The sequence below is a fragment of the Paenibacillus taichungensis genome, from assembly GCF_047302525.1.
Taxonomy (GTDB): Bacteria; Bacillota; Bacilli; order Paenibacillales; family Paenibacillaceae; genus Paenibacillus; species Paenibacillus taichungensis_B.
In genome coordinates, this window is sequence record NZ_CP168020.1 from 5,915,576 (window position 1) to 5,935,061 (window position 19,486).

Sequence of the window (19,486 nt, forward strand, 5' to 3'; positions counted from 1 at the left end):
AGAAGCCTCAGCAGGCTGCCAAGGCTATAAAGGTGGAGCGGTATTCCGCAGCCGCCATCATCTGTCATAAGTTCTTGCTGCGGGCGAGATAGTTATTGAAGCGGACTCGCAAGCAGGCTCAGCTCAGGATTGAACTCAAAAGCTTCTTTGCAATAATCACATGTAATCCGAACGGTTATATCGCCACCGGAATTATACGCTATTATATCCCTCCGCTCGTCGGGGGTCAAGAAATGAAAGCCCAATTGCGCTTCCGTTATCCGGGCAGAATCGATTCGTCCAATAAAAGTACGGCAATGCCTACACACATAATTCACTGACATGTTTATGCCTCCTGAACATGGTTTATACGTCCAGTATGCCCATTAAGACTGAATCGAACCCGAATCTTGATCATTTTTCCAGTGTCACTTGCAGCGGTTCACCCGTTGAACTTGGCCATCGTCTGCTCAAACGTATGATCCAGACTATACTCCAGTGCATCACAGGTCTGTTCGATCGTTTGATCGAGCGCTTCCTTTTCGTTCTTCATAAACTTCGACAGTACGTAGTCTACAATGGCATGTCCCGGTTCTGGTCGGGATATTCCCATCCGTACCCGGTTAAACTGCTGTGTACCGGTATGCTGGATAATGGATTTGATTCCATTGTGACCACCTGCACTGCCCTGGTAACGCAATCTGACTTTGCCTGTTTCCGTGTCCATGTCGTCATAGACGACAATCAGGTCTTCCAGACTAACTTTATAAAAATCCATATAAGCCCTTACCGACTCACCGGACAGGTTCATAAACGTCATTGGTTTAATCAGCACCGTTTTGACGCCACCAATTACACCTTCTCCAATGAGCGCCTTGCATTTGCTCTGCGTTATGGAGATATTATGACGCTCTGCAAGTCGATCAAGTGCCATAAAGCCGATATTATGACGGGTTTTAGCGTAGTTCGGGCCTGGATTTCCGAGGCCGACAATCCACTTCATCTTGTTCCCTCCTTCGGATCAGCCTAAGGTGAAGCATAGACTTCGAATGTTATATTTCATATAATATCAACAAAGTGAGATTCGAATTGGTTATATAATTTGAACGATTATTACACCTAATCACTCCGATTGCAGTACCATCTTTCGATCGCTCTTATCCCCAGATTTTCTTTATTCCCTTGATCCAAGGGAAAAATCCGGTGATAAAGGCGCACGCTCCGCTTCTTCAGATTGGTTCTGCACTCTCCGTTTTGGTGTAAACGCCAGTTTCAACTTATATCATGTTTACAGCTTTTATTCATCAACCCAGGAAGGTGAGCGGGTTTTGCGCGAAGACAACGGACAACTGACTCAACATAGCGATTTTATCTATCATCTGGAATATCACGTACCTGTACAGGTATATGACCGCGACACCCATATTGAGATCGGACTAATCACACGTTTCGATAATCAATTTGTCGAAATTGCCGACACTCTTTTTCATCGGCGCCGGTTCCGTTTTATCTCCCGCCCCGGATACTAGAAATTCGGCAGGCACTGTTTCACTTCCAATATAACGGCACGCCGACAGGGGTTACATTTTCCATTGATACGGAAAACGTAACCCCTCTACTACTTTATGCAGACATCCTTATTCAATTTCAAACAGCTTGCTGATTGACAATTCCTCATGAACCCGGATAATGGCTTCTCCGAGCAAAGGTGCTACAGACAACACTTTAAGTTTGCTTGTCGGGTTAGCATGCGTAATCGGAATGGTATCCGTTACGATAACTTCCTTCAGCGGTGCATTCTCCAAGCGTTCCATCGCAGGTCCGGACAATACCGGGTGAGTACAGCAAGCGTATACTTCCTTCACGCCGCCTTCCATCAGAGCATTCGCTCCCAGTACAATCGTTCCCGCCGTATCAATGATGTCATCGATCAGAATTGCTGTTTTACCTTCGATGTTACCGATAATGTTCATCACTTCGCTGACGTTCGGCTCTGGACGACGTTTGTCAATAATTGCGAGAGGTGCATTCAGGAAGTCCGCCAGTTTCCGAGCGCGTACTACGCCGCCGTGGTCAGGCGATACAACAACCGGATTTTCGATCTGTTTCGAGCGGAAATATTGAGCCAAAATCGGCACGCCGAGCAGATGATCGACCGGAATATCGAAGAATCCTTGAATCTGCATTGCATGCAAGTCCATCGCGATTACACGGGTTGCACCCGCTTTTTCGATCAGATTGGCAACCAGTTTGGCTGTAATCGGGTCACGCGAACGGGCCTTACGGTCCTGTCTAGCATAGCCATAGTACGGAATAACGACGTTAATCGTCTTGGCAGATGCCCGTTTAAGTGCATCAATCATAACGAGCATTTCCATCAGGTTGTCATTAACCGGCAAGCAAGTAGACTGCACGATATAAACGTGACAGCCCCGAACACTCTCAGAGAGTTTCACTTGGATCTCACCATCACTGAAGCTAGTTGTGTGAGATTCACCCATAGGAATTCCGATATAATCAGCAATTTGATGGGCAAGCTTGGGGTTAGAATTGCAAGTAAATATTTTTAATTTCGAATCAAAATAAGTCATAAAATAAAAACCCTCCGTGCTGGTTCATTGGAATCTATAAGCGTCTGCGACATGTCGGCACCCCCCGGTGTTCGGGAGGCAATTCTTAATATCAATATCCCTTATTCGGGTTTGGCATTTTGTTTCTTGGCTTTGGCACGACCGCGAATTTTCTCCGCATACCCAGGTTTGTTCTCCTGGCGTGGGCGAGCAATCGCGAGATCGTTGTCGGGAACAGAATGGGTTACGGTAGAGCCCGCGACAACATATGCGCCTTTTCCTACCGTGACAGGTGCAATCAGATTGACATTGCTGCCTACGAACGCATCGTCTTCAATCGTCGTTACAGCTTTATTATATCCATCATAATTCACCGTTATTGCCCCGCATCCAACATTTACGTTTTTCCCTACTTTAGCATCCCCAATATAACTGAGATGAGATACTTTGGAGCCTTCATCAATTGTAGCATTTTTCACTTCAACAAAGTCACCAATTTTTACTTTGCGGCCCAGTTTGGTACCTGGACGCAAATAAGCAAATGGACCTACGGTTGATTCTGATCCAACCTCGGCCTGTGACAGTACAGAATGCTTGATTGTAACTCCATCCTGAATAATACTGTCTTCCACATCAGCCTGAGGACCAATATGGCATGCCTCACCAATGGTGGTCATACCTTTGAGTATGGTACCCGGATACAATACCGTATCTGATCCAATGGTAACATCTGCCCCGATATATGTCGATGCCGGATCGATGATCGTAACACCGTTCAACATATGTCTCACCGCCAAACGTTCACGCATGAACGCTTCTGCTTGTGAAAGAGCAAGTCGATCATTAACTCCAATGGATTCCGCGATGTCATCTGACATGTAAGCTTCCACCACTTCTCCATCATTACGGAAAATGCCAACCACGTCAGTCAGATAATACTCTCCCTGAGCATTCTGGTTCGTCACTTTCTCCAGCGCAGCGAACAACTTGGCATTATCGAAGCAATACGTACCTGTGTTGATTTCGTTCACAGCATCTTCCTGCTCCGTGCAATCCTTCTGTTCCACAATGCGCTGTACAGAACCATCTTCTCCGCGAATAACGCGGCCGTACCCTTTGGGATTGTCCAGTTTAGCTGTTAGTACCGTTGCTGCTGCTCCACGACTCTCATGGAGCTTCATCAGTCCTTCCAGCGTCTCGCTGGTCACAAGTGGTGTATCTCCACAGACCACAATGGTCGACCCTGCTTCACTGCCGAGCAGAGATTTAACCTGCTTCACCGCATGTCCTGTTCCCAATTGTTCAGCCTGAAGCACGTACTCTGCTCTGGAACCCAAAAATGACTGCACCGCTTCGGCACCATGACCGACCACGACGACGCTGCGTTCAACGCCTGCGCGAAGAGCTGCATCCAGCACGTGACCCACCATTGGTTTACCGCATACGGGATGCAGTACCTTGTACAATTTCGATTTCATCCGTTTGCCTTGCCCTGCCGCAAGAACGATTGCCATTCTTTTCAAAATTTACGACCTCCTGTTCTGAAAAACCCATCGTTTGACCTTACCTGTATATATCCGATGAGTAACGTTCAGCCGGCTTTTGCCGGTCTTGTTCATCGCCTGCTGTCTCTGTAATCACGCGTAACAACGCGGACACCAACAAATCGTGACCTATATGTATACGCCGTGTACCTGCGAGCTTAACCGATTCCCATGATTCCTAAGATGCCGCCCTGTTACCAAGCGCACGCTGCGCTTTTTGTTCTTTCAACATTTTGCAACATTCAAGCCGCGAAAATGCTCTTCTGTGAATAAACTCAATACTGAATATATCTTATTCCGGTCAAAAAGAAAAGAGAGCCATAAGACATGGCTCTCTTTTCCTTCGAACCCCAATAATGTTCTCAGGCACCTTCTTCAATGACTTCTTCCTCAGTTGCTGCGCGATCATACTCAGTCAAAACAGCTGCTTGAATCTTCTCGCGAGTACCGGAAGAGATCGGGTGGGCGATATCACGGAATTCTCCGTCAGGAGTCCGCTTGCTCGGCATAGCAACAAACATTCCGTTATTGCCATCGATGACGCGAATGTCATGAACGACGAATTCGTTATCGATGGTAATGGATGCGATAGCCTTCATTCTCCCCTCAGAGTTAACACGGCGGAGTCTGACATCCGTAATTTGCATGTGTGTGTTCACCACCTTTTTCCATCAGAACTTGGTGTATAATTCCACACAGCCTATACGAACTCCTTCTTTTTATAACCACAAAAATGTCCTAATTTCAGGAATTTTTTTATTTAATACACAATTCGACAACGTTAGTGCCAGGTCGATGGAAAAGAACCTTTCCCGACATGTAATTCGTCATGATTCTACAGGTCAAAATAGTTGCCAGGCTTGACGGAAATGTGTCTGCTCTTCGCATCAACCGCCGTCAGCTTCGCCAGAGATATGTAATCCGTCAGCAGTCGTTCTTCCGAATCAACTGATCCAGATTCTACTAATACGCCTACCCCGGCTACCGTTGCATTAAACTCGGCCAATAGGTCGATCATCCCTTGGACGGTTCCTCCAGCTTTCATAAAATCATCTACAATGAGCACTCTGGAGTGCTCACGCATTGCCCTGCGAGATAGGGACATGGTATGTAGGCTTTTATGGGATCCGGATACATAATTGATACTTACGGCCGATCCTTCCGTAGCCTGATGGTCCCTGCGCACGAGCACTACAGGCAGGTTGAGCTGGGCTCCGGTCGCATAAGCAAGCGGAATTCCTTTAGTCTCGACCGTCATCACCACATCAATATCCTTATTGCCAAAGGCCGTTGCAAAAATCTTGCCGGCTTCATTCATCAATGCGGGCTGTCCAAGCAGGTCGGACATGTACAGGTATTCACCAGGCAGTATCCGATCGGACTGCGCGAGCTGGGTAGAAAGTCGTTCTGCAAAAGCCAGTGCCAGTTCTCTGGACACCTTTGGAATCCACTTTACTCCCCCGGCTGCTCCAGCCAGTGTATGCAGTTCTCCCGAACCACCTTCTTCGAATACTTCCTTGATAATCGCCAAATCTTCACTGATCGACGACTTCGCAGCTCCATAGCGTTCGGCAAATGTAGTCAACGGAATAACCGTATGCGGTCTAGACAATAAGTACTGCGTCATTTCAACCAGCCTTGCGCTTCGTTTTAATTTCTTCACAGAGATCCATCCTCACGATCACGGAAAACATCCAAATCCGAATAATTATTTAAAAATATACCACCTTTATACGTGTTTGTACATTATAAAAGCGAATTTTAAGTTAGCATACGTACGGCATATACTTCTTTACAGAAGCCTCGAAGTCCATTGTAGATCCGGGCAACCTTGGACTCCTTAGAGACCAGTCCAAACACAGTTGGACCGCTGCCTGACATTAATACTCCGTCTGCTCCAAGTCGAATCATGGCATCCTTCAGATGCTGAACTTCCGGATACAGCTTCAACGTTACGTCCTCAAGCACATTCCCCATCTGCCCGCAAACTTCGGCAAAAGATTGGTTGCGAATGGCCTGCTCCATTTTGGCAGCACTCGGATGACGAACAATCTTATCGCTGCGGAAACGTCCATAGACGTCGGCTGTGGACACATTAATCGGCGGCTTGGCCAAGATCACCCAACATTGCGGGGGATTCGGCATCGGTGTCAGCTTCTCCCCACGGCCTGTGGCGAGTGCTGTTCCGCCTGTAATGCAGAAAGGCACATCCGAGCCCAGTTCAGCTCCAAGTTCCTGCAGCTCTTGATCCGGGATGTTGAGACGCCAAAGGCGATTCAATCCACGTAGCGTTGCTGCTGCATCACTGCTGCCACCAGCAAGTCCGGCGGCCACCGGTATTTTTTTGTCCAGATGAATATGAACTCCGGTTCTCACGTCATAACGATCTTTGATGAGCCTGGCTGCCTGAAAAGCCAAGTTCTTCTCATCCAGGGGGATATATCCCGCCTGACTGGAGATAAAGATCGTGTCACGAGGCAGCTCAGACATTTCCAATCGATCGGCAAGATCCACCATCGTCATGATCATCTCAACTTCGTGGAATCCATCTCTTCTTTTATGTAAAACGTCTAGCATCAAATTGATTTTAGCAGGCGCTTTTTCGTAAATTTTCAAGGCGTTCACCCGTCCTCACCTTTTCCCTAAGACAACTTAACATATTATATCAAAATGGGGCTGTCAAGTCATTTCTATTCCGCATCCATGGGGAAAAAGCGAGGTCATTCCTGCCGGATTGCCCCGCTCTCCAAACCGATTGAACCGGATTACGATTTGCGTGCCGCTTCTTCCGCAAGTTGAATGGCCCGTTTCACCATATTGCCCGCATCCTTCGCTTTGATTCCACCCCAACCTTCCTGCTGGACGGTATCATAGAACCCCAGGTCTTTTGCCAGTTCATTCTTGAGTTCATCCGACATTACACTTCTTCTTCTCCGGCTCATGGTTCATCCTCCTCGAAATAGTTCATTCATGATAAGTCCATTCGTATCCGGGACTATTTGCCCCCAGGCCAAGGAAAATGCCTTGAACCTGTCCAAATAGTATGCCGCTTCTTCGCCAGACTCATTCCTGATCATATATGGCTTCAGATGAATCGAGCAGAATTTTTAAAAACAAAAAAAGCGACCTGCCCAAAGGGGCAGAATCGCCGTAAATCGATACTTACGTCTCCATGTAGGAGCTATGCGTCTGGCTGCCTGGATCAAATACCATGACTTCCACCGATTCCGTAAGTATATCAGCATAACTGTAGGATACTCGCTTGAAAGTTTCTTGCTCCTCATCAAGCTTGACAATAAAAACAGAAGGGTACGTTTCTTCCAATACACCCGTACGCTCAATGGTCTTACGGCGGCCACCATTAGCCCGCAGCATAATTTTCTGACCGATATGTGCATCGAGATTGCGTTTGATATCCAATAGCGTATTTTTAGCCATTGTCGACGACCACCTCTTTTCTTGTCCATTATACCGGATTTTACAGTCATTGTCAAATCAAAACTAATTATTATATCAGTATCAAAAAGTTGTTGTCAATGAATTTTTTTGCAAACAAAAAAAGCCCCTAAATGGGACTTTCTTCTGCCATCTTCAGACGGCTGATGGATTCACTTTTAACGTGGATAAATCGTTCAACCCGGGCAGACCTACCCGATAACTTCCCCGTGTCTCTACGCCGCCCACACCCTGGCTACCACTAATCGTGTTATGCAAAATGTCATTCATGTTCACCGTTTCCCTCACCGACGTGAAGGCTGCCTTGGCTGCCACATAGACTGGGTCCAGGGCATGAATGAGAATTCGGCCTGGTGAACTGGCAAAGTTCGCTCCAGCCCGCAGCAAGGCCTCAAAATGGGACTGACACGCGCCAGCTACAATCGTGAGCGCATCGAGATGACGTTCATATTGCCTAGCCACCTGAATAGCTGATACGAAGTTTTGCGAATTCTTGTAGCTTCCCAGACTATATAAGTCATAGGGCTGACGGGTCTTAAGTACCCCATCATGGCCAGTAATGACGACGATATCCGGACGCACTTTGGGCAGCAGACGATATAAAGTATCCGCCATGGCAGACTCGTGAACATATTGCCCCTCTGCAGGAACACGTAGCTGCTCATAAAGGTTCATGCTTTTTTTTAGATAATTGGGATCGCCATCCAAGTGCAGCACTTTGCCTGGCATCTCGAAATAAGCCGGGTCTTGTTGAACAGACCATTCCTGAACTATACCTTCACGATTACGCTCGGCCTGTTCCATTCGATTCTGCTGCAGGCGTGAGAGCGTCTGATGTGCCTTCACATGGGCCTGCCTAGTCTTAGCACTCTGCGGTTCATAAGGAACCTGTATCAAATCGGCCACAGGGGAATCGGCTAACAGCCGGAACTCGGTCCCTTTAATAATGGCACCGTCCGACTGGAGGCCTTCCACCCGGAAAGTCACATCTCCACCGTATGACTTTCGAACGACCAAGTCTCCGATATTCATCAACATAATCACCTCTACCCCATCGTATGGGCAGAAACCCGGATTGGTTCATCCGAATTTTACAGAGCTGCGCGTACCCCGACTTCCCACATTACGGTACTGAGTGTGGCATATTCCTGCAGACTCAAAGTTTCCCCTCGTCTCGAAGGCTGAATGCCGGCCTGCTCCAACAGCTGATCAGCCTGTTCTCTGTTCTCCTTCGTGAAGAAACGAGCTTTCAGATTATTGGAGATGGTTTTTCTACGCTGCGCGAAGGAAGCCTGTACCACCTCGAAGAAATGTGCCTCGTCGGGAACTTCAACCGGTGGTTGTTCTCTCACCTTTAACTTGATTACAGCCGATTCCACATTAGGCTGCGGAATAAATACTGTGGGCGGAACAATACAGACCAATTCCGGCATACTGTAGTACTGAACCGCAATGCTCAGACTGCCATAGTCCTTTGATCCTGGTGCAGCTGCCATGCGTTCGGCCACTTCCTTCTGGATCATGACCACAATGCTGTCTACTGGCAGCTTCTCTTCGAGCAGCTTCATCATGATTGGCGTCGTTACATAGTAAGGCAGATTGGCCACAACACTCACTTTATCTACCGTTCCAAAATCGGTGCGGAACAACTCAGCTAGATCCAGCTTCAGCACATCCCCGTGATGCACACGAACGTTTGGATAAGGCTGCATCACTTCACCCAGAATCGGGATCAATCTCTGATCAATCTCTACAGCCGTTACAGGACCGGCTACCCGAGCCAGACGTTCTGTGAGTGCGCCAATACCTGGTCCGATCTCAAGTGCGCCCTTGGACTCGTCCAGATCAGCTGCATTTACAATTTTGTTCAATATATTTTGATCGATCAGAAAGTTCTGACCCAGGCTCTTCTTGAATGAAAATCCGTGTCTTTGAATAATTTCTTTGGTTCGTTTGGGTGTTGCAATCTCTACGGTTTCTTCCATGCCTTTCATACGCTCACAATCCTTCACGTTCAATTTGCGATAATGCTTCGGAGAACTCTTCCCGGGTAATCTGGAATACACTCAACCGCTTGTGAAACTGCTTGCCGTTGCAATAACCAATGCCCAGCAAATTGCCCATCTCCATACGACGTGCAGCGGCTTGTGGGTGCACAATCAGTCCCGCCGCAATCAGATCCTCCCAATCGATCAGACTTGGTGCGCCTTCATAAGACGTGTGTACACGTGCTAATGCATGACGAATCGCCTCCGGTGAGGCGTTCTCCACTCCGATGTCGCCTTTCCTCGTAGCATCCGCCTCAGGGATGAAAGCATGCTTGCAACCAGGTACTTTATTGGCGATGATTTTACGAATACGTTCACCTGCATGATCCGGGTCTGTCAGTACGATGACACCACGCCTCTCTTGAGCAAGTGCAATCCGCTTTAGAATGCGCGGGTTGATGGCCGACCCACCGGTCTCGATCGTATCTGCCTGAACTGCACGTCGAATGGCTACAGTGTCGTCACGACCTTCTACCACGATCACTTCTTTTATCATGTTCCATTTCTTCCTTTCTAACGCAAAAAGAAGAGGAATATCCTCTTCTCTGCCAAACGGCGGGGGAGACTGAATTCAGACCCCTCCGCCGCATATTCCGCATGAATCATTCATGCTTATATTTTATAGCATTCCCATTTCAAAGTAAAACGATTTTAGTTCGCTTCCGGCTTCACCGGACCAATCACATATACCGTCTTGCCTTTCTTCCGTCCGAAGTTCAGGGCATGCTTCACACTATCATAATACACATCAATTTTGTTGCCTTTAATGGCACCACCTGTATCTTCCGCACGACGGAAGCCAAGGCCCTCGATATACACCCACCAGCCAATCGGAATGATTTTGGGATCAACCGCAATGGTACGTCCCTCAGTTACCCGAGTACCTGATGCTGTTTTTGTGCCGATACCGGGTTCTTCAGAAGAGTATGCCGTCATGGATACATTTTTCAAAACTTTTGAATATTTAAAAGAACTGCCTGAGACGGTAATTACTTTGCTGCCCGAGGCAGCGGTTTTCTTCGAGTTCGTAGTTGTTGCTGTTTTTGTCGTGGAAGTCTGCGCCGATACCGTCTGAATCACTGGCTCTTTCACAACAGGTTTGGCTTTAGTACCAACGGCGATAACTTTATCGACGCGATTCGTTGCGACCGATTTACCCACCATTTTTTTGGAGACCAATTCTCCATCCTGGAACACCTTTTCAATATGCTGTACAAGTGTGCCTTCTTTACCGCTCACAACGACACGATTGTCGCCTTTGTACAAGCTAGGATCAGCCGTTTTGATCACTTTATAAGCAATCGGCTGTTCCACTTCCACCGTACGCTTTGTCACCCGCACTACACGGATTTTCATATCCGCTTCAATAGTGGTTCCAAGCGCCGGATACACTTTGTCTTCACTTGCAATCTGAATACCTGATTTTTTAATCGCATCTTTTACCGATGAATCGGTTGTATACAGAGTCTTGGTGTCTCCGTCTGCCGTAATATTAACTGGAACGGCCCGCTCAATAACGATGCGGTCTCCATCTGTGATCGCCCCATTCAAGGGCATGGATACCTGATCGTGAGGGCTGACTGTGATTGACTGCTCCTCCAGCATTTCCTGAAGCATTCCTGTACGAGTCTCTACCGCTTGAGCTTTGCCATCAATAACCAGTGAAATTTGTTTCCCGGCCTGACCGTAAACGACTAACAAGATCATGATTGTAAGCGCAATTGAGAAAATCGCGATCAATGCCATTTGACGCAAGTTCTCATGCTTCCACCGCAACGCGAAAGACTTACTGGATGATCGTGACTCATGGGTCTCTTCTGGTTGGAATGTGCCCACTTCTCCGTCCTCCTTCATAGCCTCGCCGTCTAAAGTAATGCATGATGTCTTTGACGCGACTATACCAAATTTTCTACAGAACACAGATCGGACCAACATAATCCGGTTCTGCACCATGAATCAATCTTCGCAACATGATGTCATCCTCCTGAATACTTACCGTATGATGACCGTATTTCTTTTATTCAAAAACAAAAAAGCCAAAGAAAGAGTTTAAGAGGAACTCTTTCGTGGCTTCCGAATGATTCTGAATATCGGAAATTCATGCACGAGGTTGCCTCTCTTTTTCCGCTTGCGAGGTTAGCTGTCGGGTTCGGGCGAAAGAGAGCCGCCCTATCTCCGGTCATCCGCTCATGGCGGACGCCATTGAATTCACCCCGAGACCCAAAGAAGAAATCAAATACGGCTTCGCAGATTCATACGCTGCTTTTGGGTCAGCGCATGTTGCGCATCGGCTTCAATCACCGATGTTTAAGCCCTATTGGTTCCCCCGCTCTCCGTTAACGGAGACTCAGCGAGACTGATTCATGAAAGTAATGTTGTTTCATCGGAAAGTGTCCCTTTGTTCATCCCCCGAACATCTGTCCAATTTTCCGCACAACAATTCACTGAAAAGATGATATCCTGTTTCTATGCATGTTGTAAAGCGTTGTTCAAGTACGTTTTTCTAAATATTTGGTTAAAATATTGTAATATTCTCGATTTATTTGGATCAAAAAGCAAATTAACTCCGCCTAACTCACTTTTTCACCCGTTTTGCTCAATATTTTAACGAATCCCAAATCGTTCCATGGCATTTTTGGTCGTTATTGCTGCAATTTCCTCTACCGAAATGCCTTTAATTTCCGCAGCTGCTTCTGCAACCAGACGTACATGCGCTGTCTCATTTCGTTTTCCACGATAAGGGTGCGGTGTCAAATAAGGAGCGTCCGTTTCGATGAAAAATCGGTCCATAGGAACCTTCTCAAGTACCTCTTTGGGCTGCTTCGCATTTTTGAACGTGATTGGTCCTCCGAAGGAAAGATGAAAGCCCAAATCCAGACACATCTTCGCCGTTTCCCAGCTGCCAGAGAAGGAATGCATGACACCGCCTACTTCTCCGGCCTTCTCTTCACGCAAAATCTTTACAATATCCTCATGCGCATCTCGGTTGTGAATGACAATCGGCATATTCAACTCACGTGCCAGACCAATCTGTTGTCGTAATACGCGATGTTGAACCTCTTTCGGTGAAGTGTCCCAGTAATAGTCTAGACCAATTTCACCGATGGCTACCACTTTTTCATGCTTGCATAAAGATGCAATCCATTCCAGATCACCCTCCTGCATCGTGATTGCATCCACTGGGTGCCAACCTACCGCAGCATATATAAAATCATAGGTTTCAGCCAGCTTCATCGTGGATGGAATGGTCTCCCGGTTAAAGCCCACGTTAATCATACGACCAACGCCTGCATCCACGGCACGCTGTATCATTTCCTCGCGGTCCTCGTCGAATTGTGGTGCATCCAGGTGTGTATGTGTGTCGAACAACATCATGCTGTATTTCTCCCTTCATGTCGAATAAACGACTATCTCTTTTAATCCATCCTGCAGGTATTAACCAAAACATAAATATTACTAATTAAATCATGCTTTTTTCTATATTTCATTCCATTAGTTCATTGAGCACAACATGTAGAACGAACAGGTTCTTTCATATCTATATGTGCTTATTCTTAGCCACTCGGGTTGTATTCTAATTGCTCTGATTACAAAATTATGTCGATCTACATGTACTCTCCATTAAAGCAGATTACTGTATCATGATAAATAGCTCTTTTAGAAAGCTTTTTGCATCATGACTCATGTACAGCATTGCACATCATTTAATGTGAGAAATAGGGGCGTATATGGGACGGTAATTCATGAACAATCGCATCCACCTTATTTTGCGGATAATACAAGTGATGCTTTCCGCGATGAAGACCACTGATTGAACGGACAATGTCGGACACTTCTGACAACTCATGTAACTTGTCTTGCCGATCAAGCAGCAAAATCTGCTTGTCCGTGGATTCATCCGGACGAAACACATCATACGGATTATCCGTTGGAAAATCAATTTCCAGATCATACTCGGGATTGAGACCGGCTACAGTGAAGGCTTCCCGAATCTCTTCAATCATGTTTACGTCGATCTGTTCAATCTCTACATACTTATATAATTTGCGATCTATAAATCGTTCGCATAACTCACTTAGAACAGCATCGTCCTCTTTGCGCCACTGCATAAATGCCGTCTGAATCAAAGCTTCGTCCAGTTGCAAATATTCATCCACCGATAGATCTCCATCGAATAACTGGGGCAGTGGATCAATCATGAAGCGGAATTGAAAACCTTGCTGTATGAGACTTTTTGCCCGCTTAAATATTTGCCGCAATATAATTTCCGAACTTCGGGTAACCGGATGAAAGTAAATTTGCCAGTACATCTGGTACCTGGACATCAAGTAATCCTCCACGGCGTGCATGCCCGACTCCTTGACCACGATTCGTCCGTGATATGGACGCAACATACGCAGGATACGGTCAAGGTCAATCGTCCCATAGTTTACACCTGTAAAGTAGGCATCCCGAAGCAAGTAATCCATGCGGTCCGCATCGAGCGGACTGGTTACCAAATTAACGACAATCGGTTGCTCATATGTTTTTTGAATAACAGAAGCCACTTTCTCTGGAAAATCGGGAGCATACCGTCTTAAGATCGCCCCTACTTCGGTATCACCTGTAATGATCCGACAAGTCCAATCCTCATGATTCATATCGAAAGCTTCTTCTATAGAGTGAGAGAATGGCCCATGTCCAAGATCATGGAGCAATGCTGCACAAAGGGCTACCGTTTTTTCCTCCTTTGGCCAATCTGAATAGTGACTTCTTTCGAATTGGGAAATAATCTTACGCGTAATTTCGTAGACACCCAAGGAATGTGAGAAGCGGCTGTGCTCTGCACCGTGGAAAGTAAGAAACGATGTTCCCAATTGACGGATTCGGCGTAAACGTTGAAACTCGGGCGTGTTGATCAACTGCCATATAATCGGATCTTGCACATGGATATAATTATGTACCGGATCTTTAAACACCTTTTCTTCCGTTAAACGCTGTTCCATGTCTATTCACTCCTTTAAATATCGTTTGTATTTGTCGCTTTTCAGTATAATACTACCAAAGATTCGACACGCTTTGACGAATCTTGTCGAATAAGGTAGTTTTGTCGTTTTCCAAATCGACAAAGCTGACATTGATGTTTAAATACGAAAAATGGCTTCCAATCCCTTACCCCTCGTAATCTTATCAAAAACAGCCTTTATTTTAAGCTAATTTTAAGGTTGACTGTTTTGGGAATCGTTGGTATGATGAGTATCATAAAACATAAAATAATGTCGAATAATGACAATGATCGTTAGCTGAGAGGAGCACTGATTATAATGATGAAATCAACAGGTATTGTAAGAAAAGTGGATGAACTGGGACGGGTAGTTATTCCAATCGAATTGCGCCGTACGCTCGGTATTGGTGAAAAAGATGCTCTTGAGATCTATGTTGACGGCGAGCGCATCATGTTAAAAAAATACGAACCAGCTTGTATCTTCTGTGGCAATGCAGAGAACGTTACTTATTTCAAAGGTAAAATTGTTTGTAACGAATGTATTTCCGAAATCCCTGCACCTGTGACAAAATAAGAAGTATCAGGTATAATGGTCTTATTAAATTGTTATTTCTAACCTTTTTATATTCCTTGATCGCCTTCCCGGTGTGAACCCCACCGCTGGAAGGTATTTTTTTGCTTTATTATTGGTTTTCATTACCCAAAAAATCGAGCTACGAGTCTGTTTAACTCCAAAAAGAAGAGCGGTGACGTTCGTAATATATTTTTTTGCCCGCTCTGCTCGTTTTCATATTCCATTAAGGTTGGATCTAAGGTCCCTTTAAGTTTATGTTCCCTATTCCAGCATATTTTTGTTGATTCGTTATTAGATTAAAGCGTTATATACATCTCGTTTCGTCAAACCCCGATCCGTTGCCGTTTTCTTCATCGCATCTTTACGACTAAGTCCTTCATTCTCATAATGGCTCACATGATCCTCCAAAGACAGCAGTTGCCACCAAGCTTCCCGCTCCGCCTTACGCTCCTCTTCCCTGATACCTTCTACAAGCAAACAATATTCCCCAAGTGGCGGATGTTCCTCAAGCCATTCTATGCACTCTTGGATACTGCCTCTTGCGAACTCCTCATGACGTTTCGTCAGCTCACGCGCCAGTACGATCGACCGATCACCCAGAATCTCTTCGAGATAGGCCAAAGTTTTGCGAATACGGTGAGGGGACTCATAAAATAGCAACGTACCGTTGGACTCATTAAAAGCTTCCATCACTTTTCGCATGTCTTTTTTCTCCCGCGGCAAAAAACCGCCGAATGTGAAACGCTCCGTCGGTAAACCGGATACGATCAGAGCTGATAACGCGGCATTGGCTCCAGGGATGGGAATGACCGTAATTCCAGCATCAAGCGCAAGTTTTACAAGATCGGAACCAGGGTCCGAAATGGCCGGCAGACCGGCATCACTGACGAGTGCCAAATTTTTTCCTTCTATTATATAGCGTATTAGTTCAGGCCCACTGGCTGCCTTATTATGCTCATGGTAACTGAACAACATCGATGGTGTAATTTCAAAATGGGTAAGCAGCTTTCGGGTCTGACGAGTGTCCTCCGCTGCAATGATGTCACAGCTCTGCAATGTTTTAATTGCTCGAAATGTCATATCGTCCAGATTACCGATTGGTGTTCCTACCAAATATAGTTTACCGGCATCATCCAACTGCTCCGCGTAGCTCTTCTGAATATGCAATGTCATCTATAACCCTTCTTCCGTTGTACGTTGTGCATGCTGTGCACCGTAATATATGTCCATGATTTCTTCGCAGTATTTCCCCTCTTCATTGTAGACAATCAGTGGTGGAAGCATGCGTACCTCCGGTTTCCCATCTTTGAGTGCTTCAATCAACACCATATTGGCTTCCAAATGAGCACGGGGATGTACCATCCGAATCCGCTTCGGTTCAAGTTTGTACTCACGCATCAGAGAGATGATCTCTCCTAGACGCTGCGGGCGATGAACCATGGATACTTTACCGCCATTGCGCACCAGTCGATTGCAGGCCTGAATGACTTCCTCCAGCGTACACCCGATTTCATGGCGTGCCATTGCCTGATGAGTGTTCATCTTGAGATCACTTCCATTCAAGGGCATATACGGAGGATTAACCGTTATAGCATCGTATGCAGCATGGCCCGTTTCCTTCACGAGTTCACGCAAATCACCTTCATGAATCGTAATGGATTCTTCCAATGCATTCAGCTGAACGCTGCGACGTGCCATATCCGCCAATCGTGGCTGAATTTCAATGCCTTCCAGACGCGCCTGCGTTCGTGTGGTTAACAAAATGGGAACAACCCCATTGCCTGTACACAAATCAAGCACACGACCACGTTTCGGTACTGAAGCAAATCGGGCCAACAATACGGCATCCATCGAAAAACTAAACACTTCATCACTTTGAATAATCTTCAAATCATGAGAGAGCAAATCGTCGATTCGCTCCGAATCTTGCAATTTTACTGATATTTCTGTCATATGATACACTCATCCTCCGGTACTCTATATCTCAGACAAGGTTCTTAACCTTGAAAAAAAACCGTAGGGGATCCCTACGGCCACTTCATTTATTCAAAAAAGACAGGCAGAACAGACAATCGCCTTCCGTCCGCAAATGTCCATAATAGACATTGCAGATATGGAATCCTTCGTGATACAACCGAGCCAGATTATCATACCCTTCACCTACAACATCTTCACCATTAGCTGGACCCGCAGGCCTTGCTACCGGAGCGAGCGCCGATGCGATGGGCAAATCTGCCGGGGCCTCACGCTTCAGCAGTTTGCGTAACTGCTCATTCTCGATGGTAAGCCGCTGATTATCTTCAAGCAGCTCTTTAACAATCATTTTTAACTCTCCTAAATCACTGTGCAACTGACCCAATTGGGTTTCCATTTCATGAATGTGCGTAAACAGATTTTTCTTTTCCAAGTTTCCACCCCGAAGCAACCTTTATGGTTTACTTGATAACGACGTCATCCAGCGGAAGTTCTTTGACTTTACTGATGTCGAACAGTTGAACATGGACTGTGCGATTACCGGCATTGATGCCGACAACTTTTCCTTCACCCAAAGAGGTGACGACCAACTTGCCTACAGCCGGCAATTCTTCTCTCACACTTTCATAGTTATCATGCTCAAATTTCAGACAACACATGAGTCTTCCGCACAACCCGGAAATTTTCGTCGGATTCAGTGACAGGCTCTGATCTTTAGCCATCTTGATTGATACCGGCTCAAAGTCTCCCAGCCAGGAAGAACAACATAATACTCGGCCGCAAGGTCCGATTCCTCCAAGCATCTTTGCTTCATCACGTACACCGATCTGTCTCAGTTCGATCCGTGTCCGGAAAATGCTTGCCAGATCCTTGACCAGCTCCCGGAAATCCACTCTTCCTTCAGCTGTAAAATAAAAAATAATTTTATTGCGGTCAAACGTAAATTCCACATCGACCAGCTTCATTTTGAGGCCGTGGTCTTTGATTTTATTTAAACAAGTACCGAATGCTTCTTTTGCTGCACGCTTGTTCTCATCTACGACACGGGCATCTGTCTCGCCCGCCACCCGGATGACCTTTTTGAGCGGCAACACCACATCAGACTCGCCCACTTCTTTCTTGCCAACGACAACCTTACCGTACTCTACCCCCCGCGCTGTCTCCACGATAACGCAGTTTTCTTTTTCAATGGGAAGGTCCAGGGGATCGAAGTAATAAATTTTGCCCGCTTTTTTGAAACGGACACCCACTACACTATACAAAAAATTAACCCCCTCGTAAGCCAATCCCACTTCGTCTGAAGCCCTGTCTTCTTAGGGAACCCGCCGAAGTTATAACCGTTTGCATATGATTGGAACAAAATCTGTCCTCTCCCAGTCTTATGCCAAACCGATCAAAAATTGCTCCAGACAAAGCTGGCCATTGACATTGAAACGCAATTTTTTTCTGCATGCTGCGGCCATATCCATGTAGGAAACCCACTGCTCGGTGCTGCGGGTATGGGCCAACTGAGACAGCATGTCCAACTGATCTATAAAAACGATATGTTCATGCCTACCATACTGGACATACAGCATATCCCTGAACCATAAATGGAACAGGCTAAGCATCGTATCCAGGTGTTCTGAGAGTCCGGTTTTAAAAAGCTTCTGCTGTGCAGAGATCAATGATGTACTTCCTCTACCCAGGGACTCCTTCCCTAATTGTAACATTACGTTTCTAATTTCTGCAAACCAATTCTGCTGGAGAATTTCTCTACATGCTTCCAGTCCTGACGCTAAATGGACGGCAGAGCGAGCCAGATTGGCAGGGTGCCCTTCCACAATCAGCGATTGCAGCATCTCTTCCGGATTCAGTGCACTGAAAGGAACCAATTGAGAGCGTGAACGAATGGTGGGCAGCATCGCCTGTCCATTATCCGTAATCAAAATGCCTACCGCGGGCACCTGAGGTTCTTCCAGAAACTTCAGCAAGCTGTTGGCCGCTTGGACAGTCATCTTCTCGGCCTGTTCGATAATATATACTTTGGGATGCCCCGCCTCTGAACGATATGAAAAGATACGCTGCAAATCCCGAATTTGATCAATTTTAATGTTATTTCCATCCGGTGCAAGCATGGTTAGATCAGGATGATTTCCATGTTCCACCTTACGACATTCAAGACACTGTCCGCAGGCATCATCTTCAAGCTCTGTACAGAATATTGCTTTGGCAAATGTGATCGCCGCCTGCAATTGTCCACTGCCGGATGGTCCGCTAAACAAATAGGCATGACTTATGGCATGACGTCTCAAACTGCTCTGTAACATCTGCTTGGCTGCCTGCTGACCCATAATTTGTTGAAAGGACATACTTCC

The 19,486-nt window shown here is 46.2% G+C and carries 22 protein-coding genes and 1 riboswitch; of the genes, 2 read left to right on the plus strand and 20 right to left on the minus strand.

Annotated elements, in window-relative coordinates; all coding sequences use genetic code 11:
- Positions 1 to 92 precede the first annotated feature (92 nt).
- Both ACDJ58_RS26915 and pth read right to left on the minus strand, forming a co-directional pair.
- Positions 93 to 323 carry an anti-sigma-F factor Fin gene (locus tag ACDJ58_RS26915; protein WP_413373841.1) on the minus strand — a complete coding sequence of 77 codons (231 nt, stop codon included), beginning with the start codon at positions 321 to 323 and terminating at the stop codon, positions 93 to 95.
- A 98-nt stretch (positions 324 to 421) separates the two neighbouring features.
- Positions 422 to 982, minus strand: a complete 561-nt coding sequence (gene pth, locus ACDJ58_RS26920) for an aminoacyl-tRNA hydrolase (protein WP_063567548.1) — start codon at positions 980 to 982, stop codon at positions 422 to 424.
- 325 nt (positions 983 to 1,307) lie between these two features.
- On the opposite strand from pth, the gene ACDJ58_RS26925 reads away from it, so the two are divergent.
- Positions 1,308 to 1,508 carry a hypothetical protein gene (locus tag ACDJ58_RS26925; protein WP_024633712.1) on the plus strand — a complete coding sequence of 67 codons (201 nt, stop codon included), beginning with the start codon at positions 1,308 to 1,310 and terminating at the stop codon, positions 1,506 to 1,508.
- A gap of 108 nt (positions 1,509 to 1,616) precedes the next feature.
- Here ACDJ58_RS26925 and ACDJ58_RS26930 read toward each other — a convergent pair whose 3' ends face one another.
- From ACDJ58_RS26930 to ACDJ58_RS26990, 13 genes are all read right to left on the minus strand, one after another.
- Positions 1,617 to 2,570 (minus strand): ribose-phosphate diphosphokinase, encoded by a 954-nt coding sequence (locus ACDJ58_RS26930; RefSeq protein WP_017691370.1) that lies wholly within the window; start codon positions 2,568 to 2,570, stop codon positions 1,617 to 1,619.
- 101 nt (positions 2,571 to 2,671) lie between these two features.
- Positions 2,672 to 4,063, minus strand: coding sequence for a bifunctional UDP-N-acetylglucosamine diphosphorylase/glucosamine-1-phosphate N-acetyltransferase GlmU (gene glmU / locus ACDJ58_RS26935; protein ID WP_413379845.1), 1,392 nt, complete (start codon positions 4,061 to 4,063; stop codon positions 2,672 to 2,674).
- A 392-nt stretch (positions 4,064 to 4,455) separates the two neighbouring features.
- Entirely contained in the window at positions 4,456 to 4,740 is a 285-nt protein-coding gene (gene spoVG / locus ACDJ58_RS26940; protein ID WP_017691372.1) for a septation regulator SpoVG, read from the minus strand.
- Positions 4,741 to 4,928: 188 nt separating this feature from the next.
- Complete coding sequence (gene purR, locus ACDJ58_RS26945; RefSeq protein ID WP_413373842.1) at positions 4,929 to 5,756, minus strand: pur operon repressor; 828 nt, start codon at positions 5,754 to 5,756, stop codon at positions 4,929 to 4,931.
- Between the two features lie 98 nt (positions 5,757 to 5,854).
- Positions 5,855 to 6,709: a 4-(cytidine 5'-diphospho)-2-C-methyl-D-erythritol kinase gene (ispE, locus tag ACDJ58_RS26950; protein ID WP_413379847.1), complete on the minus strand. Its 855-nt coding sequence runs from the start codon at positions 6,707 to 6,709 to the stop codon at positions 5,855 to 5,857.
- A gap of 149 nt (positions 6,710 to 6,858) precedes the next feature.
- Positions 6,859 to 7,035, minus strand: a complete 177-nt coding sequence (locus ACDJ58_RS26955; protein WP_053778930.1) for a small, acid-soluble spore protein, alpha/beta type — start codon at positions 7,033 to 7,035, stop codon at positions 6,859 to 6,861.
- A gap of 220 nt (positions 7,036 to 7,255) precedes the next feature.
- The gene (veg, locus tag ACDJ58_RS26960; RefSeq protein WP_053778931.1) at positions 7,256 to 7,531 is read right to left on the minus strand and encodes a biofilm formation stimulator Veg; all 276 of its coding nucleotides are present in this window, start codon (positions 7,529 to 7,531) and stop codon (positions 7,256 to 7,258) included.
- A gap of 153 nt (positions 7,532 to 7,684) precedes the next feature.
- Positions 7,685 to 8,581, minus strand: coding sequence for a sporulation peptidase YabG (gene yabG / locus ACDJ58_RS26965; protein WP_413373843.1), 897 nt, complete (start codon positions 8,579 to 8,581; stop codon positions 7,685 to 7,687).
- 59 nt (positions 8,582 to 8,640) lie between these two features.
- Positions 8,641 to 9,543, minus strand: a complete 903-nt coding sequence (gene rsmA / locus ACDJ58_RS26970; RefSeq protein WP_413373844.1) for a 16S rRNA (adenine(1518)-N(6)/adenine(1519)-N(6))-dimethyltransferase RsmA — start codon at positions 9,541 to 9,543, stop codon at positions 8,641 to 8,643.
- 4 nt (positions 9,544 to 9,547) lie between these two features.
- Positions 9,548 to 10,093 carry a ribonuclease M5 gene (rnmV, locus tag ACDJ58_RS26975; RefSeq protein WP_413373845.1) on the minus strand — a complete coding sequence of 182 codons (546 nt, stop codon included), beginning with the start codon at positions 10,091 to 10,093 and terminating at the stop codon, positions 9,548 to 9,550.
- Positions 10,094 to 10,248: 155 nt separating this feature from the next.
- Positions 10,249 to 11,433, minus strand: coding sequence for a ubiquitin-like domain-containing protein (locus tag ACDJ58_RS26980; RefSeq protein WP_413373847.1), 1,185 nt, complete (start codon positions 11,431 to 11,433; stop codon positions 10,249 to 10,251).
- A gap of 273 nt (positions 11,434 to 11,706) precedes the next feature.
- Positions 11,707 to 11,960: riboswitch (cyclic di-AMP (ydaO/yuaA leader) on the minus strand.
- Between the two features lie 241 nt (positions 11,961 to 12,201).
- On the minus strand, positions 12,202 to 12,972 hold the full coding sequence (locus tag ACDJ58_RS26985; RefSeq protein ID WP_175382525.1) for a TatD family hydrolase: 771 nt from the start codon (positions 12,970 to 12,972) through the stop codon (positions 12,202 to 12,204).
- A gap of 329 nt (positions 12,973 to 13,301) precedes the next feature.
- On the minus strand, positions 13,302 to 14,582 hold the full coding sequence (locus ACDJ58_RS26990; RefSeq protein ID WP_413373849.1) for an HD domain-containing protein: 1,281 nt from the start codon (positions 14,580 to 14,582) through the stop codon (positions 13,302 to 13,304).
- Positions 14,583 to 14,900: 318 nt separating this feature from the next.
- Here ACDJ58_RS26990 and ACDJ58_RS26995 point away from each other — a divergent pair, with 318 nt between their 5' ends.
- Positions 14,901 to 15,155 carry an AbrB/MazE/SpoVT family DNA-binding domain-containing protein gene (locus ACDJ58_RS26995; protein WP_024633700.1) on the plus strand — a complete coding sequence of 85 codons (255 nt, stop codon included), beginning with the start codon at positions 14,901 to 14,903 and terminating at the stop codon, positions 15,153 to 15,155.
- Between the two features lie 291 nt (positions 15,156 to 15,446).
- Here ACDJ58_RS26995 and rsmI read toward each other — a convergent pair whose 3' ends face one another.
- The 5 genes from rsmI to holB all read right to left on the minus strand — a co-directional run bounded on the left by rsmI (position 15,447) and on the right by holB (position 19,480).
- Positions 15,447 to 16,328, minus strand: a complete 882-nt coding sequence (rsmI, locus tag ACDJ58_RS27000; RefSeq protein ID WP_413373851.1) for a 16S rRNA (cytidine(1402)-2'-O)-methyltransferase — start codon at positions 16,326 to 16,328, stop codon at positions 15,447 to 15,449.
- Complete coding sequence (locus ACDJ58_RS27005) at positions 16,329 to 17,108, minus strand: tRNA1(Val) (adenine(37)-N6)-methyltransferase (RefSeq protein WP_413373853.1); 780 nt, start codon at positions 17,106 to 17,108, stop codon at positions 16,329 to 16,331.
- Positions 17,109 to 17,193: 85 nt separating this feature from the next.
- Complete coding sequence (gene yabA / locus ACDJ58_RS27010; protein ID WP_413373854.1) at positions 17,194 to 17,562, minus strand: DNA replication initiation control protein YabA; 369 nt, start codon at positions 17,560 to 17,562, stop codon at positions 17,194 to 17,196.
- Positions 17,563 to 17,590: 28 nt separating this feature from the next.
- Entirely contained in the window at positions 17,591 to 18,391 is an 801-nt protein-coding gene (locus ACDJ58_RS27015) for a stage 0 sporulation family protein (protein ID WP_024633696.1), read from the minus strand.
- 117 nt (positions 18,392 to 18,508) lie between these two features.
- Positions 18,509 to 19,480, minus strand: a complete 972-nt coding sequence (gene holB, locus ACDJ58_RS27020) for a DNA polymerase III subunit delta' (RefSeq protein ID WP_413373856.1) — start codon at positions 19,478 to 19,480, stop codon at positions 18,509 to 18,511.
- Between the last annotated feature and the right edge of the window lie 6 nt (positions 19,481 to 19,486).

Coding starts and splice junctions, on each gene's coding strand:
- holB (WP_413373856.1), bottom strand. CDS start 19,480: ATGTCCTTTCAACAAATTATGGGTCAGCAGGCAGCCAAGCAGATGTTA.
- veg (WP_053778931.1), bottom strand. CDS start 7,531: ATGGCTAAAAATACGCTATTGGATATCAAACGCAATCTCGATGCACAT.
- ACDJ58_RS26990 (WP_413373849.1), bottom strand. CDS start 14,582: ATGGAACAGCGTTTAACGGAAGAAAAGGTGTTTAAAGATCCGGTACAT.
- ACDJ58_RS26930 (WP_017691370.1), bottom strand. CDS start 2,570: ATGACTTATTTTGATTCGAAATTAAAAATATTTACTTGCAATTCTAAC.
- rnmV (WP_413373845.1), bottom strand. CDS start 10,093: ATGATAAAAGAAGTGATCGTGGTAGAAGGTCGTGACGACACTGTAGCC.
- pth (WP_063567548.1), bottom strand. CDS start 982: ATGAAGTGGATTGTCGGCCTCGGAAATCCAGGCCCGAACTACGCTAAA.
- rsmA (WP_413373844.1), bottom strand. CDS start 9,543: ATGAAAGGCATGGAAGAAACCGTAGAGATTGCAACACCCAAACGAACC.
- ACDJ58_RS26985 (WP_175382525.1), bottom strand. CDS start 12,972: ATGATGTTGTTCGACACACATACACACCTGGATGCACCACAATTCGAC.
- rsmI (WP_413373851.1), bottom strand. CDS start 16,328: ATGACATTGCATATTCAGAAGAGCTACGCGGAGCAGTTGGATGATGCC.
- ACDJ58_RS26995 (WP_024633700.1), top strand. CDS start 14,901: ATGATGAAATCAACAGGTATTGTAAGAAAAGTGGATGAACTGGGACGG.
- spoVG (WP_017691372.1), bottom strand. CDS start 4,740: ATGCAAATTACGGATGTCAGACTCCGCCGTGTTAACTCTGAGGGGAGA.
- ACDJ58_RS26955 (WP_053778930.1), bottom strand. CDS start 7,035: ATGAGCCGGAGAAGAAGAAGTGTAATGTCGGATGAACTCAAGAATGAA.
- glmU (WP_413379845.1), bottom strand. CDS start 4,063: ATGGCAATCGTTCTTGCGGCAGGGCAAGGCAAACGGATGAAATCGAAA.
- ACDJ58_RS27005 (WP_413373853.1), bottom strand. CDS start 17,108: ATGACAGAAATATCAGTAAAATTGCAAGATTCGGAGCGAATCGACGAT.
- ACDJ58_RS26915 (WP_413373841.1), bottom strand. CDS start 323: ATGTCAGTGAATTATGTGTGTAGGCATTGCCGTACTTTTATTGGACGA.
- yabG (WP_413373843.1), bottom strand. CDS start 8,581: ATGAATATCGGAGACTTGGTCGTTCGAAAGTCATACGGTGGAGATGTG.